Here is a 22093-nt window from a genome sequence, read left to right on the forward strand (position 1 = left end):
CGGAGCCTTAAGGGCGCCTCGGGAGGACAAATGACGTCAATCGGCTTTATCGGCCTCGGCTCCATGGGCCTGCCCATGGCCACTAATCTCGTGAAACACGGCTTCGAGGTCCGCGGCAGCGATCTGCGCGCCGAGGCGGGGCAGACACTGGCGGCGGCAGGCGGCACTGCCGCGCCGGATGCGGCCAGCGCCTGCGAGGGAGCTGACAGCGCCATCCTCATGGTGGTGAACGCCGCGCAGGCCCGGCAGATCCTGTTCACCAGCGGCGCACTCGACACGCTGAAGGCAGGCGCCACCATCATCCTCATGGCCACTTGCCCGCCTGCAGCGGTAGAGGGCATCGCGCAGGAGGTCGAGGCACGCGGCTTCGCCTTCGTGGACGCTCCGGTGTCCGGCGGCGTCGTGGGCGCCGCGGCAGGCTCGCTCACCATCATGACGGCGGCCGCGCCGGACCTGTTCGCACGGGTGAAACCCGTGCTCGATGCCATGGGCGGCAAGGTGGTGCATGTGGGCACCAAGGCCGGGCAGGGCGCCACGGCGAAAGCCGTGAACCAGCTCCTGTGTGGCGCACACCTTGCGGTGGCGGCGGAAGCGCTCTCGCTGGCCGAGAAGCTGGACCTCGATCTGGAGGCCATGCTCGATATCGTCAGCGGCTCGGCCGCCTCCAGCTGGATGCTGCGGGATCGCGGCGCGCGCATGCTGGAGGATACGCCGCATGTGACCAGCGCCGTGGACATCTTCGTAAAGGATCTGGGCATCGTGCTGGAAGCCGGCGCAGGCGCGAAGACCGCGCTGCCCATGGCGGCCCTTGCCCATCAGCTCTTCCTGTCCGTCTCCGGCGCCGGCTTCGGCGCGCTGGACGACAGCCAGGTCATCCGTGCCTACCGCAGCCTGCAGGGAAGGGCCCGCTGATCCTCGTCTGAAACCGCCGATCCAAAAAGCCGACCGAAGCCGCACAAGCGGCCGCCACACTGGGAGAGAAAAATGACCAATACGCGCAAACCGTTCGGGCTCACCCGCCGGCATTTCCTCGCAGCCACCGCCGCGGCCAGCGCCGCCGTGCCGCTGGTCGGCATCATCGGCCGCGCGAATGCGGCGGAATTCTCCTACAAGCTCGCCACCGGCCAGGATCCCACCCACCCGGTGAACAAGCGCGCCCAGGAAGCCGCCGAGCGCGTCCTGAAGGCCAGCAACGGCCGGCTCGACATCAAGGTGTTCCCCGCCAATCAGCTTGGCTCCGACACCGATCTTCTGGCGCAGGTGCGCTCCGGCGGCGTGGAGCTGTTCAACCTCTCCACCTCCATCCTCGCGACGCTGGTGCCGGTGGCCGGCATCTACAACACGGGCTTCGCCTTCCCCGACTATGATCATGTCTGGAAAGCCACCGATGGCGCGCTCGGCAATTACATCCGCGACCAGATCGGCAAGGCCGGTCTCGTGGCGCCCATCAAGATCTGGGACAACGGCTTCCGTCAGATCACCTCGTCCACCCGCGAGATCAAGACGCCGGACGACCTGAAGGGGTTCAAGATCCGCGTCCCGCCCGCGCCCATGCTGACCTCGGTCTTCAAGTCGCTGGAGGCGAGCGCCACGCCCATCAACTTCAACGAGTTGTATTCCGCGCTCCAGACCAAGGTGGTCGAGGGGCAGGAGAACCCGCTCGCCATCACCGCATCGGCCCGTCTCTATGAGGTGCAGAAGTACTGCTCCATGACCGGTCATGTGTGGGACGGCTATTACATTCTCGGCAACCGCCGCGCCTGGGCCGCGCTGCCGGATGACCTGAAGGCCCTCGTGGTCAAGGAGTTCGACCAGTCCGGCATGGACGAGCGGGCCGATATCGCGGCGCTCAGCCAGTCCCTGCGGCAGGATCTGACCTCCAAGGGCATGACCTTCATCGACGTGGACCGCGAGAAGTTCCGTGCGGCGCTGAGCAAGACCCCCTTCTATGCGGACTGGAAGGGCAAGTATGGCGCGGAAGCCTGGGGGCTGCTGGAAGCCGCCGTCGGCAAGCTGGCCTGACGCCCATGGCGCACGCTGTGGTCAAAGCCGGAGATATGGGCGCCGTCACCGGCTGGCGCCGCGCGATCCTGCGCTTCGAGGCGGGTCTCATCCGCCTCGTGGAAATTCCTGCCGCCCTGCTCGTTCTGGCGGAGATCATCATCCTGTTCGTCGGGGTGGTGGCACGCTATTTCCTGCATCTGCCCATCGTCTGGTCCGATGAACTCGCGTCCGTGATGTTCATCTGGCTGGCCATGCTGGGCTCGGTCATCGCGCTTTCGCGCGGTGACCACATGCGCATGACCGCTTTCGTCGGCATGGTGCCGGCGAGCTGGCGGCCCGTGCTGGAACTGCTGGCGGTGGCAGCTCCTCTCGTCTTCCTCTGTGCGGTGCTTCATCCGGCCATCGAATATGCGGAAGACGAGATGTTCGTCACGCTGCCGGCCATGGATGTGCCGAATACCTGGAAGGCAGCCGCTTTGCCGGTGGGCATGGCGCTGATGGCCGTGGTGTGCGTGCTCAAACTGGTTCGCACCGTGCACGTGCCCCAGCTCGCGGCCGTCATCCTCGGTCTTGTCGCCCTGATCGCTCTGGGCGTGATCGCTTCGCCGATGCTGAAGACCATCGGCAACTACAATCTGGTGATCTTCTTCGTGGGGCTGGTGGCGGCGGCGGTGTTTGCCGGCGTGCCCATCGCCTTCTCCTTCGGCCTCTCGACGGTGGCCTATCTGACCTTCACCACCAATGCGCCGCTGGTGGTGGTTGTGGGCCGCATGGATGAGGGCATGAGCCATCTCATCCTGCTCTCCGTGCCGCTGTTCGTGTTCCTCGGCATGCTGATCGAGATGACCGGCATGGCGCGGGCCATGGTGGGCTTCCTCGCCAGTCTGCTCGGCCATGTGCGTGGCGGTCTGTCCTATGTGCTGATCGGGGCCATGTATCTGGTCTCGGGCATCTCCGGCTCCAAGGCGGCGGACATGGCGGCGGTGACGCCGGTGCTGTTCCCGGAGATGATCAAGCGCGGGGCCAAGCCCGGTGATCTGGTGGCGCTGCTGGCGGCCACCGGCGCCCAGACTGAAACCATTCCGCCCAGCCTCGTGCTCATCACCATCGGTTCGGTGACGGGCGTGTCCATCGCCGCACTGTTCACCGGCGGCATGATGCCGGGCATCGTGCTGGGCATCGCCCTCTGCCTCCTGGTGCGCTGGCGCTACCGGAACGAGGATCTGTCCGGGGTCAAGAAGGCGACCATGAAGGAAATCCTCGGTGCGCTGCTGATTGCGGCACCCGCCGTGGCTCTGCCCTTCGTGATCCGTGGCGCGGTGATGGAAGGCGTCGCCACCGCCACCGAGGTGTCCACCATCGGCATCATCTATTCGATCGTGGTCGGCCTCGTCATCTACCGCCAGTTCAACTGGGCGCGCATCATGCCCATGCTGACGGACACGGCGGCCTTGTCCGGCGCGATCCTGCTGATCATCGGTGCGGCCACGGGCATGGCCTGGGCGCTCACCCAGTCCGGCTTCTCGCAGGAACTGGCGCGGATCATGGCCGGTCTGCCGGGCGGGGCGGCCACCTTCATGGTGGTTTCCATCGTGGCCTTCATCATCCTCGGCAGCGTGCTGGAGGGCATCCCGGCCATCGTCCTGTTCGGTCCGCTGCTGTTCCCCATCGCGCGCAGCATGGGCATCCACGAGGTGCACTATGCCATGGTGGTCATCCTCGCCATGGGCGTCGGCCTCTTCGCCCCGCCGTTCGGCGTCGGATACTACTGCGCCACCGCCATCGGCGGCGTGAACCCTGACGAAGGCATGAAGCCCATCGTCGGCTACATGATCGCGCTGCTCATCGGCCTCGCGCTGGTTGCGGCCATTCCCTGGATCTCCATCGGCTTCCTGTCCTGAAGCCCATTCCTTGCCTTGATCAACCCCGCGCGCGAGCGCGGGGCAGGAGGACCTGTGTCATGTCCAAGCTGGATAATCCGGTGCCGGCCGCCTCCGGCGTCACCTCCCGCCGGATGGCGGATGCCATCCGCTTCCTCGCGCTGGATGCCATCGAGCGCGCCGCCGACGGCCATCCCGGCGCCCCGCTGGGCGGTGCGGAAGTCGCCACGGCGCTCTTCACCCGGCACCTGAAGTGCAACCCCGCCGATCCCCATTGGCCTGACCGTGATCGCTTCGTGCTGTCGAATGGCCACGGCTCCATGCTGATCTACGCGCTGCTCCATCTTTCCGGTTATGCCGGGATGCCCATCGAGCAGATCCGCGCCTTCCGTGAGCTGGGGTCCCACACCCACGGCCATCCCGAGCGGGACGTGGATCTCGGCATCGAGGTGACGACCGGTCCGCTGGGGCAGGGCATCGCCAATGCGGTGGGCATGGCAGTGGCCGAGGCGTGGCTCTCCGCCACCTTCGGGTCAGAGATCGTGGACCACCGCACCTATGCGCTGGTGGGCGATGGCTGCCTGATGGAGGGCGTCGCCCATGAGGTGATCTCGCTGGCCGGCCACCTGCGTCTGGGCAAGCTCTGCTTCCTGTGGGACGACAACCACATGACCGATGACGGCGTCACGGACTTCTCCATCTCGGAGGATGTCCGGGGCCGCTTCCGGGTCGCCGGCTGGCAGGTGATCGACGCTGACGGCCATGATGTGGAGGCAGTGTCCGCTGCCCTGCTGCTGGCTAATCAGGATCCGCGCCCGACCCTGATCGCCTGCCGTACCCTGATCGGCAAGGGCCTGCCGCGCCTTGAGGACAAGCGTGGCGCCCATGGTGGCCGCGTCTTCGCGGAGGATCTGACCGAGGCCCGCGCGGCGGCCGGTTGGACCGCCGGCCCGTTCGAAGTACCCGCTGACGTGGCACAGGCTTGGCGCGAGGGCGTGGATGGCCGCAACCATCCGGCCTATGTGGCCTGGAAGGCGCGCGTGGCGGCGCTGCCGGCAGACAAGCGGGCGCTGTTCGAGCGTGCCCAGCGCGGGGATTTGCCGGAAGGCGTGATCGAGGCTCTGGCGGCGCAGGCGCGTGCCATGGCCGAGGCGGCACCCAGCCAGTCCACCAATCAGTCCACTGCGGAGATCGTGGACCTGATCGCCGGTCTCATCCCGGAGCTGTTGCCCGGCGCGCCCGATCTGGAAGGCCCCACCAATTGCAAGCGCGGCCTTGCCGCCTTCACGGCCGCCGACAATTCCGGCCGCTATATCCACTATGGCATCCGCGAGCATGCCATGGGCTCCATGATGAACGGTATGGTGGCCCATGGCGGTGTGCTGCCGCTGGGCGCCACCTATCTGGTGTTCTCCGATTACATGCGCCCGCCGCTGCGCATGTCGGCGCTCATGGAACTGCCGGTGATCACCATCTACAGCCATGACAGCATCGGCATCGGCAAGAACGGCCCGACCCACCAGCCGGTAGAATATCTCGCCTCGCTCCGCGCCATGCCCAACATGGCCGTGTTCCGCCCCGCCGATGCGGTGGAGACAGCGGAGTGCTGGGAGGTGGCGCTCAGCCGGAAGCATGGGCCGTCGTCCATGATCTGCTCGCGTCAGGCGCTGCCGACGGTGCGCAGGGATGCCGGAGAGAACAAGTCCGCGCGTGGCGCCTATGTGCTGGTGGAAGGGGAGGGTGGTGCCCGCCGGGTGACACTGCTCGCCACCGGTTCCGAGGTGAGCGTGGCGCTTGCTGCCCGCGCGTTGCTGCAGGCCGAAGGGGTGTCTACCGCCGTTGTTTCCATGCCATGCTGGGAGGTGTTCGAAGATCAGCCCGAGGCCTATCAGGCCGAGGTGCTTGGGTCGGGCGTGGTGCGGATAGCGGTGGAGGCGGCTGTGAAGCTTGGCTGGGAACGCTGGATCGGGCTGGAAGGCGGCTTTGTCGGTATGAGGGGCTTTGGCGCCTCCGGGCCGGGAGACCAGCTCTTCGAGCATTTCGGTATCACGGCGGAGGCGGTGGCAGGTGCTGCCCGCGCACGACTGTGACCGCCATGACCGCGCCGCCGCTCGTGCCCGGTGAGGCGGCGCCGTTGCGCGTCGTCTTTCTGGATCGGGAGACGCTCGCCCCCGGCATCGCTCTTCGGCACCCGAACTTCCCCCACGAATGGGTTGCCCACGACCGTACCGCGACCTCCGAGGTGCAGGCACGGGCCCATGAGGCAGACATCCTCATCCTCAACAAGGTGAAGCTGACCGCCGAAGTCATCGCCCGCCTGCCGCGCCTGAAGCTGGTTGCGGTGGCGGCGACCGGCACGGACTGCGTGGACAAGGCCGCCTGCGCCGAAGCCGGCATCGCCGTGTGCAACGTGCGCGGCTATGCCAAGGCGACCGTACCCGAGCATACCTTCGCCCTCATTCTCGCATTGTCGCGGGCCCTGGTGCCCTATCGGCAGGACGTGATCGATGGGGCGTGGCAGGCGGCAGGGCAGTTCTGTTTCTTCTCACACCCCATCTCCGATCTGCATGGACGGCGGCTCGGCCTGTTCGGCTCCGGCGACCTTGGCGGACAGGTGGCGGCCCTCGGCCGGGCCTTCGGCATGGATGTGGTCTTTGCAGGCCGGAAGGGGGCAGGGGAGACGCGGGCCGGCTACCTGCCCTTCGAGGAGGTGATCGAGACCGCGGACGTACTCAGCCTGCATTGTCCACTGACGTCGGAAACGCGCGGCCTCATCGGCGATGCCGAGTTCGCGCGCATGAAGCGGAAGCCGCTGCTGGTGAACACCGCCCGTGGCGGCCTCGTGGACGAGCATGCGCTGGAGCGTGCGTTGGACAAGGGATTGATCGCGGGAGCCGGGTTCGACGTTACCCTGCCGGAGCCGCCGCCCGCCGACAGCCCGCTGATGCGCATCGCCCGGCGCCCTAACGTCATCGTCACGCCTCACACCGCCTGGGCCTCCAGCGAGGCACAGCAGGCGCTGGCTGACCAGCTCATCGCTAATATCGAGGCGTTTGCAGCAGGAAAGCCCGTCAATCTGGTGACGGGCTGAGTCGCTTGCGACGTCAGGTAAGGGGCGGGAAAAGTTGAAGGGCGGGCGCCGGAAGCGCCCGCCCTCTTTGTTTTCAGCCGCCGGCCATCTCGATGCGCTTGTTGAGGCGCAGAGCGAGCAGGGTGATGACGGCGCCCGATAGCAGGTAGGCACCGGCCGCCAGCAGGCCGAGATGGCTCGACAGGAACAGGGCGGCCAGAGGGGCGAAGCCGGCGCCCACCAGCCAGGCGAAGTCGTTGGTCAGTGCCGAGGCCGTGTAGCGATAGCGATTGGCGAATCGCGAGGCGATGGCGCCGGAGGACTGACCGAAGGACACGCCCAGCAGGATGAAGCCCAACAGCATGAACAGCGCTTCGCCGATCAGGCCGCCGTTCAGCAGTTGCGGGGCGAAGCCGCTGAACACGGCGATGGCCACGGCACTGCCGCCCAGCAGCGTGCGCCGGCCGACCCTGTCGGCGATTCGCCCGGACGCGATGATGGCGAACATGCCGACTACCGCGCCAAAGGCCTCAACCACAAGGAAACGCGTCGCTCCCTCGGCGGTGAAGAGATAGACCCAGGACAGCGGGAACACCGTCACCATGTGGAACAGGGCGAAGGTGGCCAGCGGCGCGAAGGCGCCGATGGCGATACCGGCCCCTTCTTCCCGCAGGGTCTCCTCCACGGGGGCAGGTTGCAGGTCGCCGCGCTCGAAGGCTTCCTCATATTCCGGCGTCACCGCCATGCGCAGGCGGGCGAACAGCGCCACCACGTTGATGGCGAAGGCCACGAAGAAGGGATAGCGCCAGCCCCAGGAATAGAAGTCCGCGTCCGACAGGTTGGCGGCGAAGAAGACGAACAGGACGCTGGCCACGATGAGGCCGAGGGGCGCGCCGAGCTGCGGCAGCATGGTGTACCAGCCACGGCTCTCGGCCGGCGCATTCATGGCCAGCAGCGGGGCGAGGCCGTCCCATGTGCCGCCCCAGGCCAGCCCTTGCAGGATGCGGGCGAAGGCCAGCAGCCAGACGGCATGGATGCCGATGTCGTCCCGCGACGGCAGGAAGGCGATGGCCACGGTGGAGGTGCCCAGCAGGAACAGGGCACCTGTCAGCTTGGCGGTGCGTCCTTGATTCCGGTCAATTGCGAGGAAAAGAGCTGTGCCAAATGGCCGGGCGATGAAGGCCAGGGGGAAGATGGCGAAGGAGTAGAGCGTGCCCGTGAGGGGATCGAGACTGGGGAAAAGCAGCTTGGGAAAGACGATCACCGAGGCGATCGCATAGACGAAGAAATCGAAAAATTCCGAGGTGCGACCGATGATCACGCCTATGGCGATGTCCCCGGGATCGACCCGTCCTCCCGTGCTGTGAAGGAGGACCGCATCATGCTCCATCGTCGACGCTGGCTGGGTCATGCTTCAAGCTCCCTACTTGATACTCGAACCCAGGAAAGTGCCGCCTCGTTCCGATTGTTCTGGGTAACGCGACAAGCCCTTTCCCTTACAGTAGATTACGGACGCCTTGGGCAAATTGTCCAATGTCCCTTATGCTGCACTGCGGCTAGCCAAACCGCACCATGCGAACCCCTAGGCAGGTGCTCCAGTGAGGCGCTTAAGATTTCTCGCCGTATTACCGCTGCTTGCGGTCTTGTGCGGCTGCAACCTCGTCGTTCTTCATCCGTCCGGCGATATCGCTGCGCAGCAACGCGATCTGATCGTGATCTCCACGATTCTGATGCTGCTGATCATCATTCCCGTGATGATCACGACCGTGCTGTTTGCCTGGAAGTACCGGAAGGGCAACACGGAAGCGAAGTATGAGCCGGACTGGCATCACTCCACCAAGCTGGAGCTGCTGATCTGGTCCGCTCCCCTCCTGATCATCATCTGCCTTGGCGCCCTGACCTGGATCGCCACGCATTTGCTCGATCCCTACCGTCCGCTGGACCGCATCTCCCCGACTCAGCAGGTCGCAGCCGGCACCAAGCCGCTTGAGGTGCAGGTGGTCGCGCTCGACTGGAAGTGGCTGTTCATCTACCCCGAATACGGCGTCGCGACGCTGAACGAGATGGCGGCCCCCGTGGATCGGCCCATCACCTTCAGCCTGACGGCCTCCTCGGTGATGAACTCCTTCTTCGTCCCGGCGCTGGCTGGCCAGATCTACACCATGCCCGGCATGGAGACGAAGCTGCACGCGGTCATCAACAAGGCCGGTACCTACCGCGGCTTCTCCGCCAACTACAGCGGCGCCGGCTTCACTCACATGCAGTTCGAATTCAAGGGCCTCTCCACCGCCGACTTCGACGGCTGGGTGGCTGGCGTGAAGGCGGGCAAGGACGGCGCCCTGACCCGGCAGGTCTATCTCCAGCTCGAACGCCCGAGCGAGAAGGTGCCTGTCCACTTCTATCCGACCGTTGACCCGGCCCTGTTCAAGGCGGTCGTCAACATGTGCGTCGAGCCGGGCAAGATGTGCTCCAGCGACATGATGGCCCTCGACGCCAAGGGCGGTCTCGGCCTCGACAGCGCTCGCAGCATGCTCTCGCTGACCTATGACAAGTATGCCCGTCGCGGCAGCACCGTGTTCGGCGGCCAGCAGACCTTCGTGGTCGGCCTGTGTGCGCCGGAAGACCTCAGCGCTGCCGCCTCGGCTCCGCTGTCTGTCGGCGGCGCCCGCGTCATCGGCGGCGGCCAGCCCGCCGGATTTACCCCCATCAGCGCACCGTCGGCCGTTCAGCTGCCGACCCTGCGCCCCTCCAATATCTGACGCGAGGCGTCATGGTCGCTCCAACTAACGTTCCCGTAAGCCCGATTTTCGGGCGCCTTACGCTCGAGAGCCTGCCGTTCCACGAGCCCATCCTGGTCGCCACCTTCGCGGTGGTGGCCACGGGCGGCATCGTGGTTCTCGGCCTGCTCACCTACTTCCGCCTCTGGGGCTATCTCTGGAAGGAGTGGTTCACCAGCGTGGATCACAAGAAGATCGGCATCATGTACATGGTGCTCGGCATCATCATGCTGCTGCGCGGCTTTGCCGACGCGGTCATGATGCGCCTCCAGCAGGCCATGGCCTTCAACGGCTCCGATGGTTATCTGCCGGCACACCATTACGACCAGGTCTTCACGGCGCACGGCGTGATCATGATCTTCTTCGTGGCCATGCCTCTGGTCACGGGTCTCATGAACTACGTGGTGCCGCTGCAGATCGGCGCGCGCGACGTGTCCTTCCCGTTCCTGAACAACTTCAGCTTCTGGATGACGGTCGGCGGCGCGGTCCTGATCATGATGTCGCTGTTCATTGGCGAGTTCGCCAAGACCGGCTGGCTGGCGTATCCGCCGCTGTCGGGCATCAGCTACAGTCCGGACGTGGGTGTCGATTACTATATCTGGGGCCTGCAGGTGGCAGGTGTGGGCACAACGCTCTCGGGCGTGAACCTCATCTGCACCATCGTAAAGATGCGCGCCCCGGGCATGACCATGATGAAGATGCCCGTCTTCACCTGGACCTCGCTCTGCACCAACGTGCTGATCGTTGCCACCTTCCCGGTGCTCACGGCCGTGCTCGCCCTGCTGTCGCTTGACCGCTACGTCGGCACGAACTTCTTCACCAGCGATCTGGGCGGCAGCCCGATGCTGTACGTGAACCTGATCTGGATCTGGGGCCACCCGGAGGTCTACATCCTGGTTCTGCCCGCGTTCGGCATCTTCTCGGAGGTCACTTCGACCTTCACCGGCAAGCGCCTGTTCGGCTACACTTCCATGGTTTACGCGACGGTGGTTATTACCATCCTCTCGTACCTGGTGTGGCTGCATCACTTCTTCACCATGGGCTCCGGTGCCAGCGTGAACTCGTTCTTCGGGATCACGACAATGATCATCTCCATCCCGACAGGGGCGAAGATGTTCAACTGGCTCTTCACCATGTATCGCGGGCGCATCCGGTTCGAAGTGCCCATGATGTACACGGTCGCCTTCATGCTGACCTTCGCGGTCGGCGGCATGACCGGCGTGCTGCTGGCGGTGCCCCCCGCGGACTTCGTGCTGCACAACAGCCTGTTCCTGGTGGCCCACTTCCACAACGTCATCATCGGCGGCGTGGTGTTCGGCCTGTTCGCCGGCATCTACTTCTGGTTCCCGAAGGCCTTCGGTTTCCGCCTCGATCCGTTCTGGGGCAAGATGTCCTTCTGGTTCTGGCTGGTGGGCTACTGGTTCGCCTTCACGCCGCTCTACGTGCTCGGCTTGATGGGCGTGACCCGCCGCCTGCGCGTGTTCGACGATCCGTCGCTCCAGATCTGGTTCCAGATCGCGGCGTTCGGCGCGTTCCTCGTGGCGCTGGGCATCCTGTCCTTCATCATCCAGATTGGCGTCTCGATCCTGAAGCGCGATCAGCTGCGTGACACCACGGGCGACCCGTGGGATGCGCGGACCCTGGAGTGGGCGACCTCCTCGCCTCCGCCGGACTACAACTTCGCCTTCACGCCGGTCATCCATGACAGCGATGCGTGGTGGGACATGAAGAAGCGCGGCTACAAGCGCCCGCTGACCGGCTACAAGCCGATCCACATGCCGAAGAACACCGGTACCGGCGTTCTGCTCGCTGCCTGCAGCGTGGCCATGGGCTTCGGTCTGATCTGGTACATGTGGTGGCTGGCCGCCCTGAGCTTCATCGCCCTCGTCGCCATCGCCATCGGGCATACCTTCAACTACAACCGCGACTTCGACATCCCTGCTGACGTCGTGACGCGGACCGAGGAGGAGCGGACCCGCCTCCTCGCATCGCAGGTGAACGCATGAGCACCGCTGTAACGCCGCAGTCCGGCGAGCCCGTCTTCTACGAAGTCGACGAGCATCCGCATCCCGAGGGACACTCCACGTCCCTTGGGTTCTGGATCTACCTGATGAGCGATTGTCTCATCTTCGCGATGCTGTTCGCCGCCTTCGGCGTGCTGGGCGGCAATTACGCGGCGGGTCCGGGCCCCAAGGATCTGTTCGATCTGAACCTCGTGGCGATCAACACCGCCATGCTGCTGTTCTCCTCCATCACCTATGGCTTCGCCATGCTGGAGATGGTGAAGGGCAACACCTCGAAGGTGCTCCTCTGGCTCGCGATCACCGGCCTGTTCGGTCTCGCCTTTCTCGGGATCGAGCTCTACGAGTTCCACCACATGATCCATGAAGGCGCCGGCCCCCAGCGCAGCGCCTTCCTGTCGTCCTTCTTTACCCTTGTGGGCACCCACGGCCTTCACGTGACCTTCGGCCTGATCTGGCTGGTCACGCTGATGGTCCAGGTCAGCCGCAAGGGCCTGATCCTGGCCAACCAGCGTCGCCTGATGTGCCTGTCCATGTTCTGGCATTTCCTGGACGTGATCTGGATCGGCGTCTTCACCTTCGTCTATCTGATGGGAGTGCTGCGATGAGCTCTGAAGCCCACGCACACGGCAACGCGCACGGCCATGATCATGCGCATGGGGACGGCCACAGCCATGGCTCGATGAAGAGCTATCTGATTGGCTTCTTCCTCTCGGTGGTGCTGACCGCCATCCCGTTCTGGCTGGTGATGACGGGCAAGCTGGGCAATCCCCAGCTCACCGGCTTCATCGTCATGGGGCTGGCTGCGGTCCAGATCGTGGTCCATATGGTGTACTTCCTCCATATGAACCCGCGCTCCGAGGGCGGCTGGAACATGCTGGCCCTGATCTTCACGGTGGTGATCGTGGTGATCGCGCTCTCCGGCTCGCTCTGGGTCATGCATCACCTGCATGCCAACATGATGCCCACGCACGACATGAGCAAAATGCCGTGACGACATCGGATGGAACGGGGGGTAGCCGCAACCTGACGGGCGCGGAGGCTCCCGTTCCTTCCACTGCGGACGGACGGGGCAAGCGCTCCGTCCGCGCCTATGTCCTGATTGTCTTTCTGCTGGTGTGCGCGGCCATCACCTGCGCGCTGGGCATCTGGCAGGTCGAGCGCCGGACGTGGAAGCTGGACCTGATTGCCCGTGTGGATGCTCGTATTCACGCCCCTCCGGTCGCCGCGCCGGGGCCCGCCGACTGGCCGGCCATCACAGCGGCAAACAGCGAATATCTGAAGGTGCAAGCTACCGGGCGTTTCCTGAATGACAAGGAAGTGCTGGTTCAGGCCGTGACCGATCTCGGCGGTGGCTTCTGGCTGCTGGTGCCGTTCCGCACCGATGCCGGCTTCACGCTCTTCATCAACCGGGGCTTCGTGCCGCCGGAGAAGCGCGAGGCCGCGAGCCGCGCGGCAGGGCTGATCGAAGGTGAGACGCGTGTCACCGGTCTCCTGCGCATGAGCGAGCCGCATGGCGGCTTCCTGCGAACCAACGACCCTGCAGGCGATCGCTGGTATTCCCGAGATGTGGCGGCCATGGGCGAGGCGCGCGGCGTCGGTCCGGTCGCGCCCTATTTCGTCGATGCCGATGCGACGCTGGTGGCCGGTGGCCTGCCCGTGGGCGGGCTGACCGTCGTGCGCTTTCCCAACAGCCATCTCGTGTATCTGTTGACGTGGTTCGCCATGTGCGCGATGGCCCTCGGGGGCGCGGCGCTGGTCTGGAGGCGCAGCGCCGCCCGATAGAAGGTCCGGCGCATGAACTCGCCTTTGAGCGACACCGGCAACAAGAACCTGTTCCTGCTGCTCCAGCTGCGCTGGCTGGCGGTGGCAGGGCAGGTGTTCACCATTCTGGTGGTGAACATCTGGCTGCACATCCCGCTGCCGCTGCACGAGATGGTGGCGGTGCTGCTGTTTCAGGTGGCTCTGAATCTCTTCACCCTGTGGCGGCATCGCAATTCGGAAGCCGTCAACAATATCGAGCTGTTCTGTCAGCTGCTGCTCGACGTGGCATCCCTGACGGTGCAGCTCTATCTGAGTGGTGGCGGCACCAACCCGTTCATTTCCCTCTATCTGCTGCAGGTCGGCCTCGGTGCGGCACTGCTGGAGACCTGGTCGGCCTGGGCGCTGGTCGTCATCACGGCCAGCTGTTTCGTCTGGCTGACCACGGCCTTCAGGGCGCTGATCCTGCCCGAGGCCGCGCACGGCCTCCTGTTCGAACTGCACATCGCAGGGATGTTCGTCTGCTTCATTCTGGCGGCGAGCCTGCTGGTGCAGTTCATCACCCGCATCAACGCCAATCTGCGGGCCCGGGAAGCTCATCTGGCGGACCTGCGCCAGAAGTCCGCCGAGGAAGACCATGTGGTGCGCATCGGCCTGCTGGCCTCCGGGGCAGCGCATGAGCTTGGTACGCCGCTGGCGACGCTCTCGGTGATCCTGAACGACTGGCGGCATATGCCGCGCCTGACCCGTGACCCTGAGCTGGCCGAGGAGATGGCGGAGATGCAAAGCCAGCTGGATCGCTGCAAGGCGATCGTCTCCGGCATTCTCATGTCGTCGGGCGAGGCGCGGGGGGAGGGGACGGTGCGGACCACCGCCGGTACCTTCTTCGACGAGCTTGTCGCGGACTGGCAGGGCAGCCGCTCGCCGAAGCATCTCATCTATGTGAACGGCCTTGCCCCGGATGTGCCGATCATTTCGGACACGGCTCTCAAGCAGGTGATATTCAACGTCTTCGATAATGCGCTGGAGGCTTCTCCCGACTGGGTCGAGGTGCTTCTGCACCGGCAGGGTGACGCGTTGGAGCTGACGGTTCGTGACCATGGGCCGGGCTTTGCACCGGGCATTCTGCAAGAGTTCGGCAAGCCCTATCGGTCTACAAAAAACCGGCCGGGTGGTGGCCTTGGGCTCTTTCTCGTGGTCAATGTCGTCCGCAAGTTCGGCGGCAGCGTAAATGCCTATAACGAGGCTCATGGCGCCTGCGTCTTGCTGAACCTGCCCTTGTCTGCTTTGTCGCCTGATGGATCCGATGGAGACTAGAAGTCTGCTGCTTATCGTCGAGGACGATGCATCCTTCGCCCGCGTGCTGCGGCGTTCCTTTGAGCGGCGGGGATACGATGTGCGTGTTGCTGCCGGTGTCGAGGGCGTTGTTGCGCTGCTGGAAGAGGCTGTTCCCACATACGCTGTCGTAGACCTGAAGCTGAATGGAAGCTCCGGCCTCGAATGCGTACGCATCCTGCACGAGAACAGTGCCGAAACGAAAATCGTTGTGCTGACAGGCTTTGCGAGCATCGCGACGGCGGTGGAGGCGATCAAGCTCGGCGCGTCGCATTATCTGGCCAAGCCCTCGAATACGGACGACATCGAAGCGGCCTTCGACAAGGGGGACGGGGATGCGTCCATCTCGGTGACGGCGCGTCCGACCTCGCTGAAGACGCTGGAGTGGGAGCGGATCCACGAGACGCTGGTGGAGACCGATTTCAACATTTCGGAAACCGCCCGCCGGCTTGGCATGCACCGGCGCACATTGGCCCGCAAGCTGGAGAAAAAGCGGGTCCCCTGATTGCGTTTACGCAACGTGACATGAGCGCGCACCTGCCGTGCATTGCGCTGTTGAGTCTCTTTGGTGGTTTTATTATACCTCGTATTTTGTGATGTGGCACGTTCATTTCGCATGCGCGAGATGCAGGGCTTATGTGGATGACTTTCATTAAGTAACTGAAAAATACGAGTAATTAAAAGTTTCATTGATTTTGAATACCTCCTTGAGTTGCGTTTTGCGGACGCGTTTTGCGCTGCGGCAACTTGACACTGGTCCCCGTGAGTCCGAAGAACTGGACTAACTTCAAAGAACATCACGGGAGGCCTTCAAATGGCCGTGGTCAACGGCACGTCTCGGCGTGCCTTCCTGCTTGGTTCCGTTCTGGCACTTCCCACTGCCGTGGTGAGCGCTCGCTTATTTGGTGCGGCCGAGGCGGCTCGCCTCGCTGCTCCCGTGATCGATACCTACGTGCCAGCTTTCTTCGCCGCGCCGGAATGGAAGTTCGTGATGGCGGCCTGCGACCGCCTGATTCCGGCGGATGCGGAAGGGCCGGGGGCGCTTGAGACCAACGTTCCCGTCTTCATCGATCAGGAACTGGCCGGCTCCTACGGCCGCGCCGATGACTGGTACATGGAGGGGCCGCATGATTCCAAGGCTCCCGCCGACATGGGCTTCCAGATCCCTTATGCGCCCAGCGAAATCTATCGCCGGGGCATCAAGGCTACCGATGCCTATACCGCGCAGACCCACCAGAAGTCCTTTGCAGAGCTCGACGCCCAGACGCGCGATCAGGTGCTGACCAAGCTGCAGAAGAACGAGATCAACTTCGCCGAGTTCGGCGAGCCGATCCTGAAGGCTTCCGCTTTCTTCGGATTCCTGCTGACCAATACGCAGGAAGGCTATCTGTCCGATCCGATGTACGGCGGCAACAAGGGCATGGGCTCCTGGGTGATGATCGGCTTCCCCGGTGCCCGCGCCAGCTTCCTTGAATGGATCGGCCAGCAGGGCGTGAAGTATCCGCTCGGCCCCGTCAGTCTCCTCGGCGAGCGCGCCTGATCGCCGTCCGCTTCGTCTTTCTCCATGCCGTAGCGCCTTGCGCGGGCATGCGTTTCAGGAATTCCCATGGCTATCGTGAATGACGCCGTCGACGTGGTGGTCGTCGGTCTCGGATGGACCGGCTCCATCATGAGCATCGAGCTGGCGAAGGCCGGTCTCAAGGTGCGGGCGCTGGAAAGCGGCCCGGAACGCACCAATGCCGAAGAGATCTATCCCAAGCCGGCCGACCAGCTAGGCTATTCCGTCCGTCAGAAAGTATTCGCCAAGGCGCGCCAGTCCGCGCTGACGGTGCGCCATAACCAGAGCCAGACCGCTCTTCCGACGCGCCGCTGGGGCGCGTTCAAGCCGGGCAATGGTGTTGGCGGCGCCGGCGTGCACTGGACGGCGGTGCTGATCCGTCCAACCCCCACCGACCTCAAGCTGAAGACCTGGGCCGACCAGACCTACAAGCCCGGCCAGCTTCAGGACGATATGACCATCCAGGACTTTCCCGTTACCTGGGATGAGATGGAGCCGCACTTTGACTTCTTCGAGAAAGTCTGTGGTGCATCTGGTCAGGCGGGCAACATCAAGGGCGTGATCCAGGAGGGGGGTGACCCGTTCGAGGGGCCGCGGTCCAATCCGTTCCCGCTGCCGCCGCTCAAGGACACGCTGAACAACACCATTTTCGCAAAAGCCGCGAAAAAGCTCGGATACCATCCCTTTCCGAACCCGTCGGCCGCCGCTTCCGGTGCCTGGACGAACCCCTATGGTGTGCAGATCGCGCCCTGCAATTATTGCGGCTTCTGCTCCGACTATTACTGCCTGAACTATTCCAAGGCCTCGCCGCAGACCACCATTCTGGACGCCGCCAAGCGCCTGTCGAACTTCGACTATCGCGTGAACGCCCACGTCACGCGGGTGGACCTGCACGACGACAAGAAGACGGCCAAGGGCGTCACCTACATCGACGAGAAGGGGCAGGAAGTCTTCCAGCCCGCCAATATCGTCATCCTGGCCAGCTTCCAGTTCAACAACGTGCGCCTGATGATGCTGTCCGGCATCGGCAAGCCGTACGACCCCAACACGGGTGAAGGCCAGATCGGCCGCAACTACGCCTTCTTGTCCAACGGCAACGCCACGCTGTTCTTCAAGGACAAGAATTTCAACCCATTCGTCACCGCCGGCCCCACCGGCCAGATGATCAACGACTTCTCACCCGGCACCTTCGACGCCACGCCTTACGACTTCATCGGCGGGGCCAAGCTGCACTCCTCGCAGGCCGGCGGCGCGCCCATTGGCGCCGCGCTTCCCCATGGCACGCCAAGTTGGGGCGCCGGCTGGAAGAAGGGCATGAAGGACTGGTACGGCCACTCCATGAAGGTGAGCATTACCACCACCTGCATGTCCTATCGCGGCAACTATCTGGACCTCGATCCCACCTACAAGGATCCTTACGGCCAGCCGCTGCTTCGCATGACGTTCGACTGGGCTCAGAACGAACTCAAGCTGCAGCAGTTCCTGCGCCAGCGCGTGCTGGAGATCGTCAAGGAGATCGGCCCGGACAGCTACACCGAGAGCTTCCTGAAGCCGGACGCGCATTGGAACACCACGTCCTACATCTCCACCCACAATGTGGGCGGCGCGGTGATGGGCGAGACGCCGAACGACAGTGCGATCAATAAATATATGCAGAGCTGGGACGTGCATAACGTCTTCGTTCCGGGCGGCAATGCCTTCCCGCAGAACTTCCAGGCCAACCCGACCCTGATGCTCGGCGCGCTGACCTACTTCTCGGTGAAGCAGATCACCGATCAGTACATCAAGAACCCCGGCCCGCTGGTGCAGATCTGATCATGAACACGATGCGCAACATCACGTTCCTCGCGGCCGCCGCCTGCGTCGCGCTGGCCTCCACCGCTCTGCCGGCCTCGGCTCAGCAGTCTTCTTCTGACGAGAAGGCACTGATCGCCAAGGGCGAATACATCGCCCGTGCCGGCGATTGCGTCGCCTGCCACACCGGCCCCGGTGGCAAACCCTTCGCCGGCGGCCTCGCGCTGCACAGCGCGGTGGGGACCATCGTCTCCACCAACATCACCCCGGACAAGCAGTTCGGCATCGGCAATTACACCGAGGCGCAGTTCTCGGCGGCGGTGCGCGACGGCATCCGGGGCGACGGCGCCCACCTCTATCCGGCCATGCCGTACACCGCCTATGCCAAGGTGAGCGACGCCGACATCCACGCGCTCTACACCTACTTCATGAAGGCAGTGGAGCCGGTGGCGGCGCCCACCGAGCCGACCGCGCTCATCTTCCCCTTCAACATGCGCTTCGGCCTCGGCCTGTGGAACAAGGCGTTCGCCGGTGCGGGCGCCTTCAAGCCGAACCCGCAGGCGTCCGCCGAGATCAATCGCGGCGCCTATCTGGTGGAAGGCCTTGGCCATTGCGGCAGCTGCCACACCCCGCGTGGCTTCGCCATGCAGGAAGAGGGCATGGATGCCTCCAACGCCGCCTTCCTGACCGGCGGTGAGCTGGAGGGCTGGCCGGTGCCGTCCCTGCGTGGCCCCACCAAGGCCACCAAGGGCTTTGCCAGCTGGACGCAGGCCGAGATCGTCGATTACCTCGGCACGGGCCGCAACGCCCATGCGGCGGTGGGCGGCGAGATGAAGCCGGCCGTGGAGCGCAGCCTCGCCTATCTCAACGATGCCGACCTCAACGCCATCGCGTCCTATCTGAAGTCCATCGCCCAGTCCGGCCCGACCCCGCCGGCTGTCCCAGAGAAGGTAAGGGCGACCACGGACAAGCTGACGGCAGCCAAGGATCTTACCCTCGGCGAGCGGCTCTATCTGGACAATTGCGGCGCCTGCCACTTCGCGGGCGGGCAGGGCGCGGCGCGAGTGTTCCCGGCGCTGGACGGTGCGTCCATCGTGAATGCGGACAATCCCAACGGCCTGATTGCCACCATTCTCGGCGGCGCGCAGACCCCGTCCACGGACCGCAGCCCCTCCGTGCTGCCCATGCCGGGCTTCGGCTATCGCCTGACCGACAAGGAAGTGGCGTCTCTGGCCACCTTCCTGCGCAGCGGCTGGTCCAATCAGGCCGGCCCGGTGAGCGCGGATCAGGTGGCGGCCATGCGCGCCAAGCTGCCGCCGCAGCCGGTGCCGGGCATCCAGATCGAGGACAAGCCGGCCAAGGGCCAGACCGCCGAGGCCGTCCACGCCTCGCACTGATCCTCCGGTGTTCCCCAGCCAAGACAAACGCCCGGCCGAAAGGCCGGGCGTTTTGCGTTCAGGGCCTTGTCTTCACGTGCTCCGGCCGGAAGCCGATGCCCACCAGCCGGCCCGCGAGATGGGCCAGCACCGGCCAGCGGGCGATACCGCGAATGAAGGCGGGCGGCCCTGAGCGGCCTTCCTCTGCCCCATCGCGCTTGCGCCGGTCCTTCTGCATCATCAGTTGCAGCTTCTGCGTCGCTTTGGTGGGGAAGGTGCGGCGCTTCTGCACGGCCGCCAGATGGCTGTCCTCCAGCCGGCCGGCCTTGAGCGCGGGGCCGAGGATATTGGCCGTCGCCACCGCGTCCTGAATGGCGAGATTCACCCCAACGCCGCCGATGGGCGACATGGCATGGGCCGCATCACCGATGCACAGGAGGCCGGGCTTCCACCAGCGCGTCAGGCGATCGATGCGCACTTGCAGCGGGAACACATCGTCCCAGGAGCGGACCTCCTCAAGGCGCTCCGGCGGCAACGGGCAGGCGGCGGCCACGGCGGCGCGGAAGGCGTCGAGGCCCTTGGCCTTCACGTTCGAGAAGCTGCCCTTGCGAACCACATAGCCGCATTGCCAATAGTCGCCCCGGTCGATCATCACGAACCCCTGCCGTGGCCCGGCATGGCCCATGGTGAAAGGCGGATCGTCGGCATGGCGGGAGAGCTTCAGCCACAGTACGTCGCGCGGGCTGCCGAAGCTCTCCACCTGGAGACCGGCCTTGTCGCGGACCACGGAATTGCGCCCGTCCGCGCCGATGACGAGCGTGGCATGGATGTCGCGTGTGCCCTCGGGGCCTTCTGTCCGCACGCCCGAGATTCGTCCGCCCGCTTCCAGCAGATCGGTCACGGCGTGGGCCATCAGTAGATGGAAATTCGGAAGGGAGCTGGCGGCACGGGCCACATAGTCCAGAAAATCCCACTGCGGCATGAAGGCGATGTAGCGGCAGCGGGTGGGCAGGCGGGAGAAGTCCGCGATGGTCACGTCCGCGCCGCCCATCTCGGCATGGAGGCTCGGGGCCTTGGTGTGCGGAAGGGCGAGCAAGCCGTCCAGCAGGCCGATCTCGTGCATCACCTCCAGCGTGGAGGGGTGGATGGTGTCGCCGCGAAAGTCGCGCAGGAAATCCGCATGCTTTTCGATGACGGTGACGTCGATGCCCTGCCGGGCCAGCAGAAGGCCCAGCATGAGGCCGGCAGGGCCACCGCCGACAATGGCGCAGCGGGTCTGCAACGGGGCGGGATCGAGCGCCGGAGGCATGCTTTCTGAACGGGAGGTCATAGGGTGAGGTGTACGCCCCCCGCGCAGCTTCGCAAGGGGCGGGGACAAGGGATGGAACGCCTCCAATCCCAAGGTCCCAGCGGAACCATGACAGTGCGGCGCGCATTGCCCCAGCGGGGCAAGGGGACAACGGCCTGCTTTTCCTGGCCGTTCTGCGCCTGCGCACCGCTGGATCAATGTTTTCAGGAGATTTCGGATGAGGTGGTACACGAACCTGGTGAGGTATGCGGTTGCGCTGGTTGCGGCGACAGGCCTCATGGTCGGCCCGCGCGCCTTTGCGGCCTCCGAGCCGGTGTTTCCGCCCGGTGCCAGTGTCGGGCTGGTGCCGCCGCCGGGCATGAGCCCGGCCGCCGCCTTCGCCGGCTTCCAGCATGAGGCGGGGGCCTCCATCGTGCTGGTGGAGATGCCGCCGGAAGCCTATGCGCAGATCGTCGCCAAGTTCACGCCCGAGGCCCTCAAGCCCACCGGCTTCATGGTGAAGGGCGAGGCCCAGCCGCTTGCGGTCACGGGCGGCGAGGGGCGGCTGTTCCGGGGCAGTCAGGATGCCAATGGCCTCAGCTACACCAAGTGGGTGGCGGTGGTGCGCGGACCCGCCGGCACCGCCCTCGTGACGGTGCAGGTGCCCACGGATGCGAAGGAGCAGGTGTCTGATTCCGCGGTGGAAACCGCGCTGAAGACCATCGCTTTCCGGGCCGAGCAGAGCCTTCAGGAGCAGATGGCCGCCTTGCCCTTCAAGGTGGGCGACACGGCGGGCTTCCGGCCGGTGCGGATGATCGGCGGCTCAGGGCTGATCCTCACCGAGGGGCCGAAGGATGTGGACCCGGAAGGCACGCAACCCTTTGTCATCATTGCTGCCTCCCTCGGCCGCCCGGTCGCGCCGGATGCACAGGCGGCCTATGCCAAGACGGCTCTGAACAGCCTCGCCCAGCTCAAAGACATCAAAATCGAAAACGAAACGCGCTCGGAGCAGGGCAAGGCGACCGTCTATCGTCACCATGCGGCGGCGGCGGATGCCAAGACCGGCAAGCCCGTGAAAGTCACCCAGACGGTGATTTTTCAGGACGGCAGCTATGTTCGGGTCATCGGCATGGACCCTGTCGGCAAGGGCGATGTGATCGCGCGGGCGGACAAGCTCGCCGGCTCGGTCACGGCGCGCTAGGCTTTCGGGGCGCGCTGCAACCGAACTT

The 22093-nt window shown here is 64.9% G+C and carries 18 protein-coding genes; 16 read left to right on the forward strand and 2 right to left on the reverse strand.

Annotation, left to right across the window (positions count from 1 at the left end):
- Nucleotides 1-30: 30 nt before the first annotated feature.
- The 5 genes from IEW24_RS16480 to IEW24_RS16500 all read left to right on the forward strand — a co-directional run bounded on the left by IEW24_RS16480 (nt 31) and on the right by IEW24_RS16500 (nt 6975).
- On the forward strand, nt 31-912 hold the full coding sequence (locus IEW24_RS16480) for an NAD(P)-dependent oxidoreductase (protein ID WP_188580544.1): 882 nt from the start codon (nt 31-33) through the stop codon (nt 910-912).
- 72 nt (nt 913-984) lie between these two features.
- Nucleotides 985-2022, forward strand: a complete 1038-nt coding sequence (locus IEW24_RS16485; RefSeq protein ID WP_188580546.1) for a TRAP transporter substrate-binding protein — start codon at nt 985-987, stop codon at nt 2020-2022.
- A gap of 5 nt (nt 2023-2027) precedes the next feature.
- The gene (locus tag IEW24_RS16490) at nt 2028-3905 is read left to right on the forward strand and encodes a TRAP transporter large permease (RefSeq protein ID WP_188580548.1); all 1878 of its coding nucleotides are present in this window, start codon (nt 2028-2030) and stop codon (nt 3903-3905) included.
- A gap of 59 nt (nt 3906-3964) precedes the next feature.
- Nucleotides 3965-5974 (forward strand): transketolase, encoded by a 2010-nt coding sequence (gene tkt, locus IEW24_RS16495; RefSeq protein WP_188580550.1) that lies wholly within the window; start codon nt 3965-3967, stop codon nt 5972-5974.
- A gap of 5 nt (nt 5975-5979) precedes the next feature.
- Nucleotides 5980-6975: a D-2-hydroxyacid dehydrogenase gene (locus IEW24_RS16500; protein WP_188580552.1), complete on the forward strand. Its 996-nt coding sequence runs from the start codon at nt 5980-5982 to the stop codon at nt 6973-6975.
- 73 nt (nt 6976-7048) lie between these two features.
- On the opposite strand, the gene IEW24_RS16505 is transcribed toward IEW24_RS16500, so the two are convergent.
- Nucleotides 7049-8365, reverse strand: coding sequence for an MFS transporter (locus tag IEW24_RS16505; RefSeq protein WP_188580554.1), 1317 nt, complete (start codon nt 8363-8365; stop codon nt 7049-7051).
- A gap of 187 nt (nt 8366-8552) precedes the next feature.
- Between IEW24_RS16505 and cyoA the strand changes: the two genes are divergently transcribed.
- The 10 genes from cyoA (at nt 8553) to IEW24_RS16555 (ending at nt 19597) form a co-directional block, all read left to right on the forward strand.
- The gene (gene cyoA / locus IEW24_RS16510; RefSeq protein WP_188580556.1) at nt 8553-9713 is read left to right on the forward strand and encodes a ubiquinol oxidase subunit II; all 1161 of its coding nucleotides are present in this window, start codon (nt 8553-8555) and stop codon (nt 9711-9713) included.
- An 11-nt stretch (nt 9714-9724) separates the two neighbouring features.
- Nucleotides 9725-11737 carry a cytochrome o ubiquinol oxidase subunit I gene (gene cyoB / locus IEW24_RS16515; RefSeq protein WP_188580557.1) on the forward strand — a complete coding sequence of 671 codons (2013 nt, stop codon included), beginning with the start codon at nt 9725-9727 and terminating at the stop codon, nt 11735-11737.
- Nucleotides 11734-12360, forward strand: coding sequence for a cytochrome o ubiquinol oxidase subunit III (cyoC, locus tag IEW24_RS16520; RefSeq protein WP_188580559.1), 627 nt, complete (start codon nt 11734-11736; stop codon nt 12358-12360). The genes cyoB and cyoC overlap by 4 nt, the downstream gene beginning before the upstream one ends.
- Nucleotides 12357-12746, forward strand: a complete 390-nt coding sequence (gene cyoD, locus IEW24_RS16525) for a cytochrome o ubiquinol oxidase subunit IV (protein WP_188580561.1) — start codon at nt 12357-12359, stop codon at nt 12744-12746. The genes cyoC and cyoD overlap by 4 nt, the downstream gene beginning before the upstream one ends.
- A 104-nt stretch (nt 12747-12850) precedes the next feature.
- Nucleotides 12851-13537: an SURF1 family protein gene (locus tag IEW24_RS16530; protein WP_188580681.1), complete on the forward strand. Its 687-nt coding sequence runs from the start codon at nt 12851-12853 to the stop codon at nt 13535-13537.
- A gap of 12 nt (nt 13538-13549) precedes the next feature.
- Nucleotides 13550-14830, forward strand: a complete 1281-nt coding sequence (locus tag IEW24_RS16535; protein ID WP_188580563.1) for an ATP-binding protein — start codon at nt 13550-13552, stop codon at nt 14828-14830.
- Nucleotides 14820-15353, forward strand: a complete 534-nt coding sequence (locus IEW24_RS16540; RefSeq protein WP_188580683.1) for a response regulator transcription factor — start codon at nt 14820-14822, stop codon at nt 15351-15353. The genes IEW24_RS16535 and IEW24_RS16540 overlap by 11 nt, the downstream gene beginning before the upstream one ends.
- Before the next feature lie 309 nt (nt 15354-15662).
- Nucleotides 15663-16388, forward strand: a complete 726-nt coding sequence (locus tag IEW24_RS16545; protein WP_188580565.1) for a gluconate 2-dehydrogenase subunit 3 family protein — start codon at nt 15663-15665, stop codon at nt 16386-16388.
- A gap of 66 nt (nt 16389-16454) precedes the next feature.
- Nucleotides 16455-18221 carry a GMC family oxidoreductase gene (locus IEW24_RS16550; RefSeq protein WP_188580567.1) on the forward strand — a complete coding sequence of 589 codons (1767 nt, stop codon included), beginning with the start codon at nt 16455-16457 and terminating at the stop codon, nt 18219-18221.
- Between the two features lie 2 nt (nt 18222-18223).
- A complete protein-coding gene (locus IEW24_RS16555; protein WP_188580568.1) occupies nt 18224-19597 on the forward strand; it encodes a c-type cytochrome in 1374 nt (457 codons plus the stop codon).
- A gap of 58 nt (nt 19598-19655) precedes the next feature.
- On the opposite strand, the gene IEW24_RS16560 is transcribed toward IEW24_RS16555, so the two are convergent.
- Nucleotides 19656-20885 (reverse strand): FAD-dependent oxidoreductase, encoded by a 1230-nt coding sequence (locus IEW24_RS16560; RefSeq protein WP_188580570.1) that lies wholly within the window; start codon nt 20883-20885, stop codon nt 19656-19658.
- Between the two features lie 217 nt (nt 20886-21102).
- Here IEW24_RS16560 and IEW24_RS16565 point away from each other — a divergent pair, with 217 nt between their 5' ends.
- Entirely contained in the window at nt 21103-22065 is a 963-nt protein-coding gene (locus IEW24_RS16565) for a hypothetical protein (RefSeq protein WP_188580572.1), read from the forward strand.
- Nucleotides 22066-22093: the final 28 nt, after the last annotated feature.

Source organism: Azorhizobium oxalatiphilum (genome assembly GCF_014635325.1).
Lineage (GTDB): Bacteria > Pseudomonadota > Alphaproteobacteria > Rhizobiales > Xanthobacteraceae > Azorhizobium > Azorhizobium oxalatiphilum.

Coding starts and splice junctions, on each gene's coding strand:
- IEW24_RS16480 (WP_188580544.1), top strand. CDS start 31: ATGACGTCAATCGGCTTTATCGGCCTCGGCTCCATGGGCCTGCCCATG.
- IEW24_RS16485 (WP_188580546.1), top strand. CDS start 985: ATGACCAATACGCGCAAACCGTTCGGGCTCACCCGCCGGCATTTCCTC.
- IEW24_RS16490 (WP_188580548.1), top strand. CDS start 2,028: ATGGCGCACGCTGTGGTCAAAGCCGGAGATATGGGCGCCGTCACCGGC.
- tkt (WP_188580550.1), top strand. CDS start 3,965: ATGTCCAAGCTGGATAATCCGGTGCCGGCCGCCTCCGGCGTCACCTCC.
- IEW24_RS16500 (WP_188580552.1), top strand. CDS start 5,980: ATGACCGCGCCGCCGCTCGTGCCCGGTGAGGCGGCGCCGTTGCGCGTC.
- IEW24_RS16505 (WP_188580554.1), bottom strand. CDS start 8,365: ATGACCCAGCCAGCGTCGACGATGGAGCATGATGCGGTCCTCCTTCAC.
- cyoB (WP_188580557.1), top strand. CDS start 9,725: ATGGTCGCTCCAACTAACGTTCCCGTAAGCCCGATTTTCGGGCGCCTT.
- cyoC (WP_188580559.1), top strand. CDS start 11,734: ATGAGCACCGCTGTAACGCCGCAGTCCGGCGAGCCCGTCTTCTACGAA.
- cyoD (WP_188580561.1), top strand. CDS start 12,357: ATGAGCTCTGAAGCCCACGCACACGGCAACGCGCACGGCCATGATCAT.
- IEW24_RS16535 (WP_188580563.1), top strand. CDS start 13,550: ATGAACTCGCCTTTGAGCGACACCGGCAACAAGAACCTGTTCCTGCTG.
- IEW24_RS16540 (WP_188580683.1), top strand. CDS start 14,820: ATGGAGACTAGAAGTCTGCTGCTTATCGTCGAGGACGATGCATCCTTC.
- IEW24_RS16545 (WP_188580565.1), top strand. CDS start 15,663: ATGGCCGTGGTCAACGGCACGTCTCGGCGTGCCTTCCTGCTTGGTTCC.
- IEW24_RS16550 (WP_188580567.1), top strand. CDS start 16,455: ATGGCTATCGTGAATGACGCCGTCGACGTGGTGGTCGTCGGTCTCGGA.
- IEW24_RS16555 (WP_188580568.1), top strand. CDS start 18,224: ATGAACACGATGCGCAACATCACGTTCCTCGCGGCCGCCGCCTGCGTC.
- IEW24_RS16560 (WP_188580570.1), bottom strand. CDS start 20,885: ATGCCTCCGGCGCTCGATCCCGCCCCGTTGCAGACCCGCTGCGCCATT.
- IEW24_RS16565 (WP_188580572.1), top strand. CDS start 21,103: ATGAGGTGGTACACGAACCTGGTGAGGTATGCGGTTGCGCTGGTTGCG.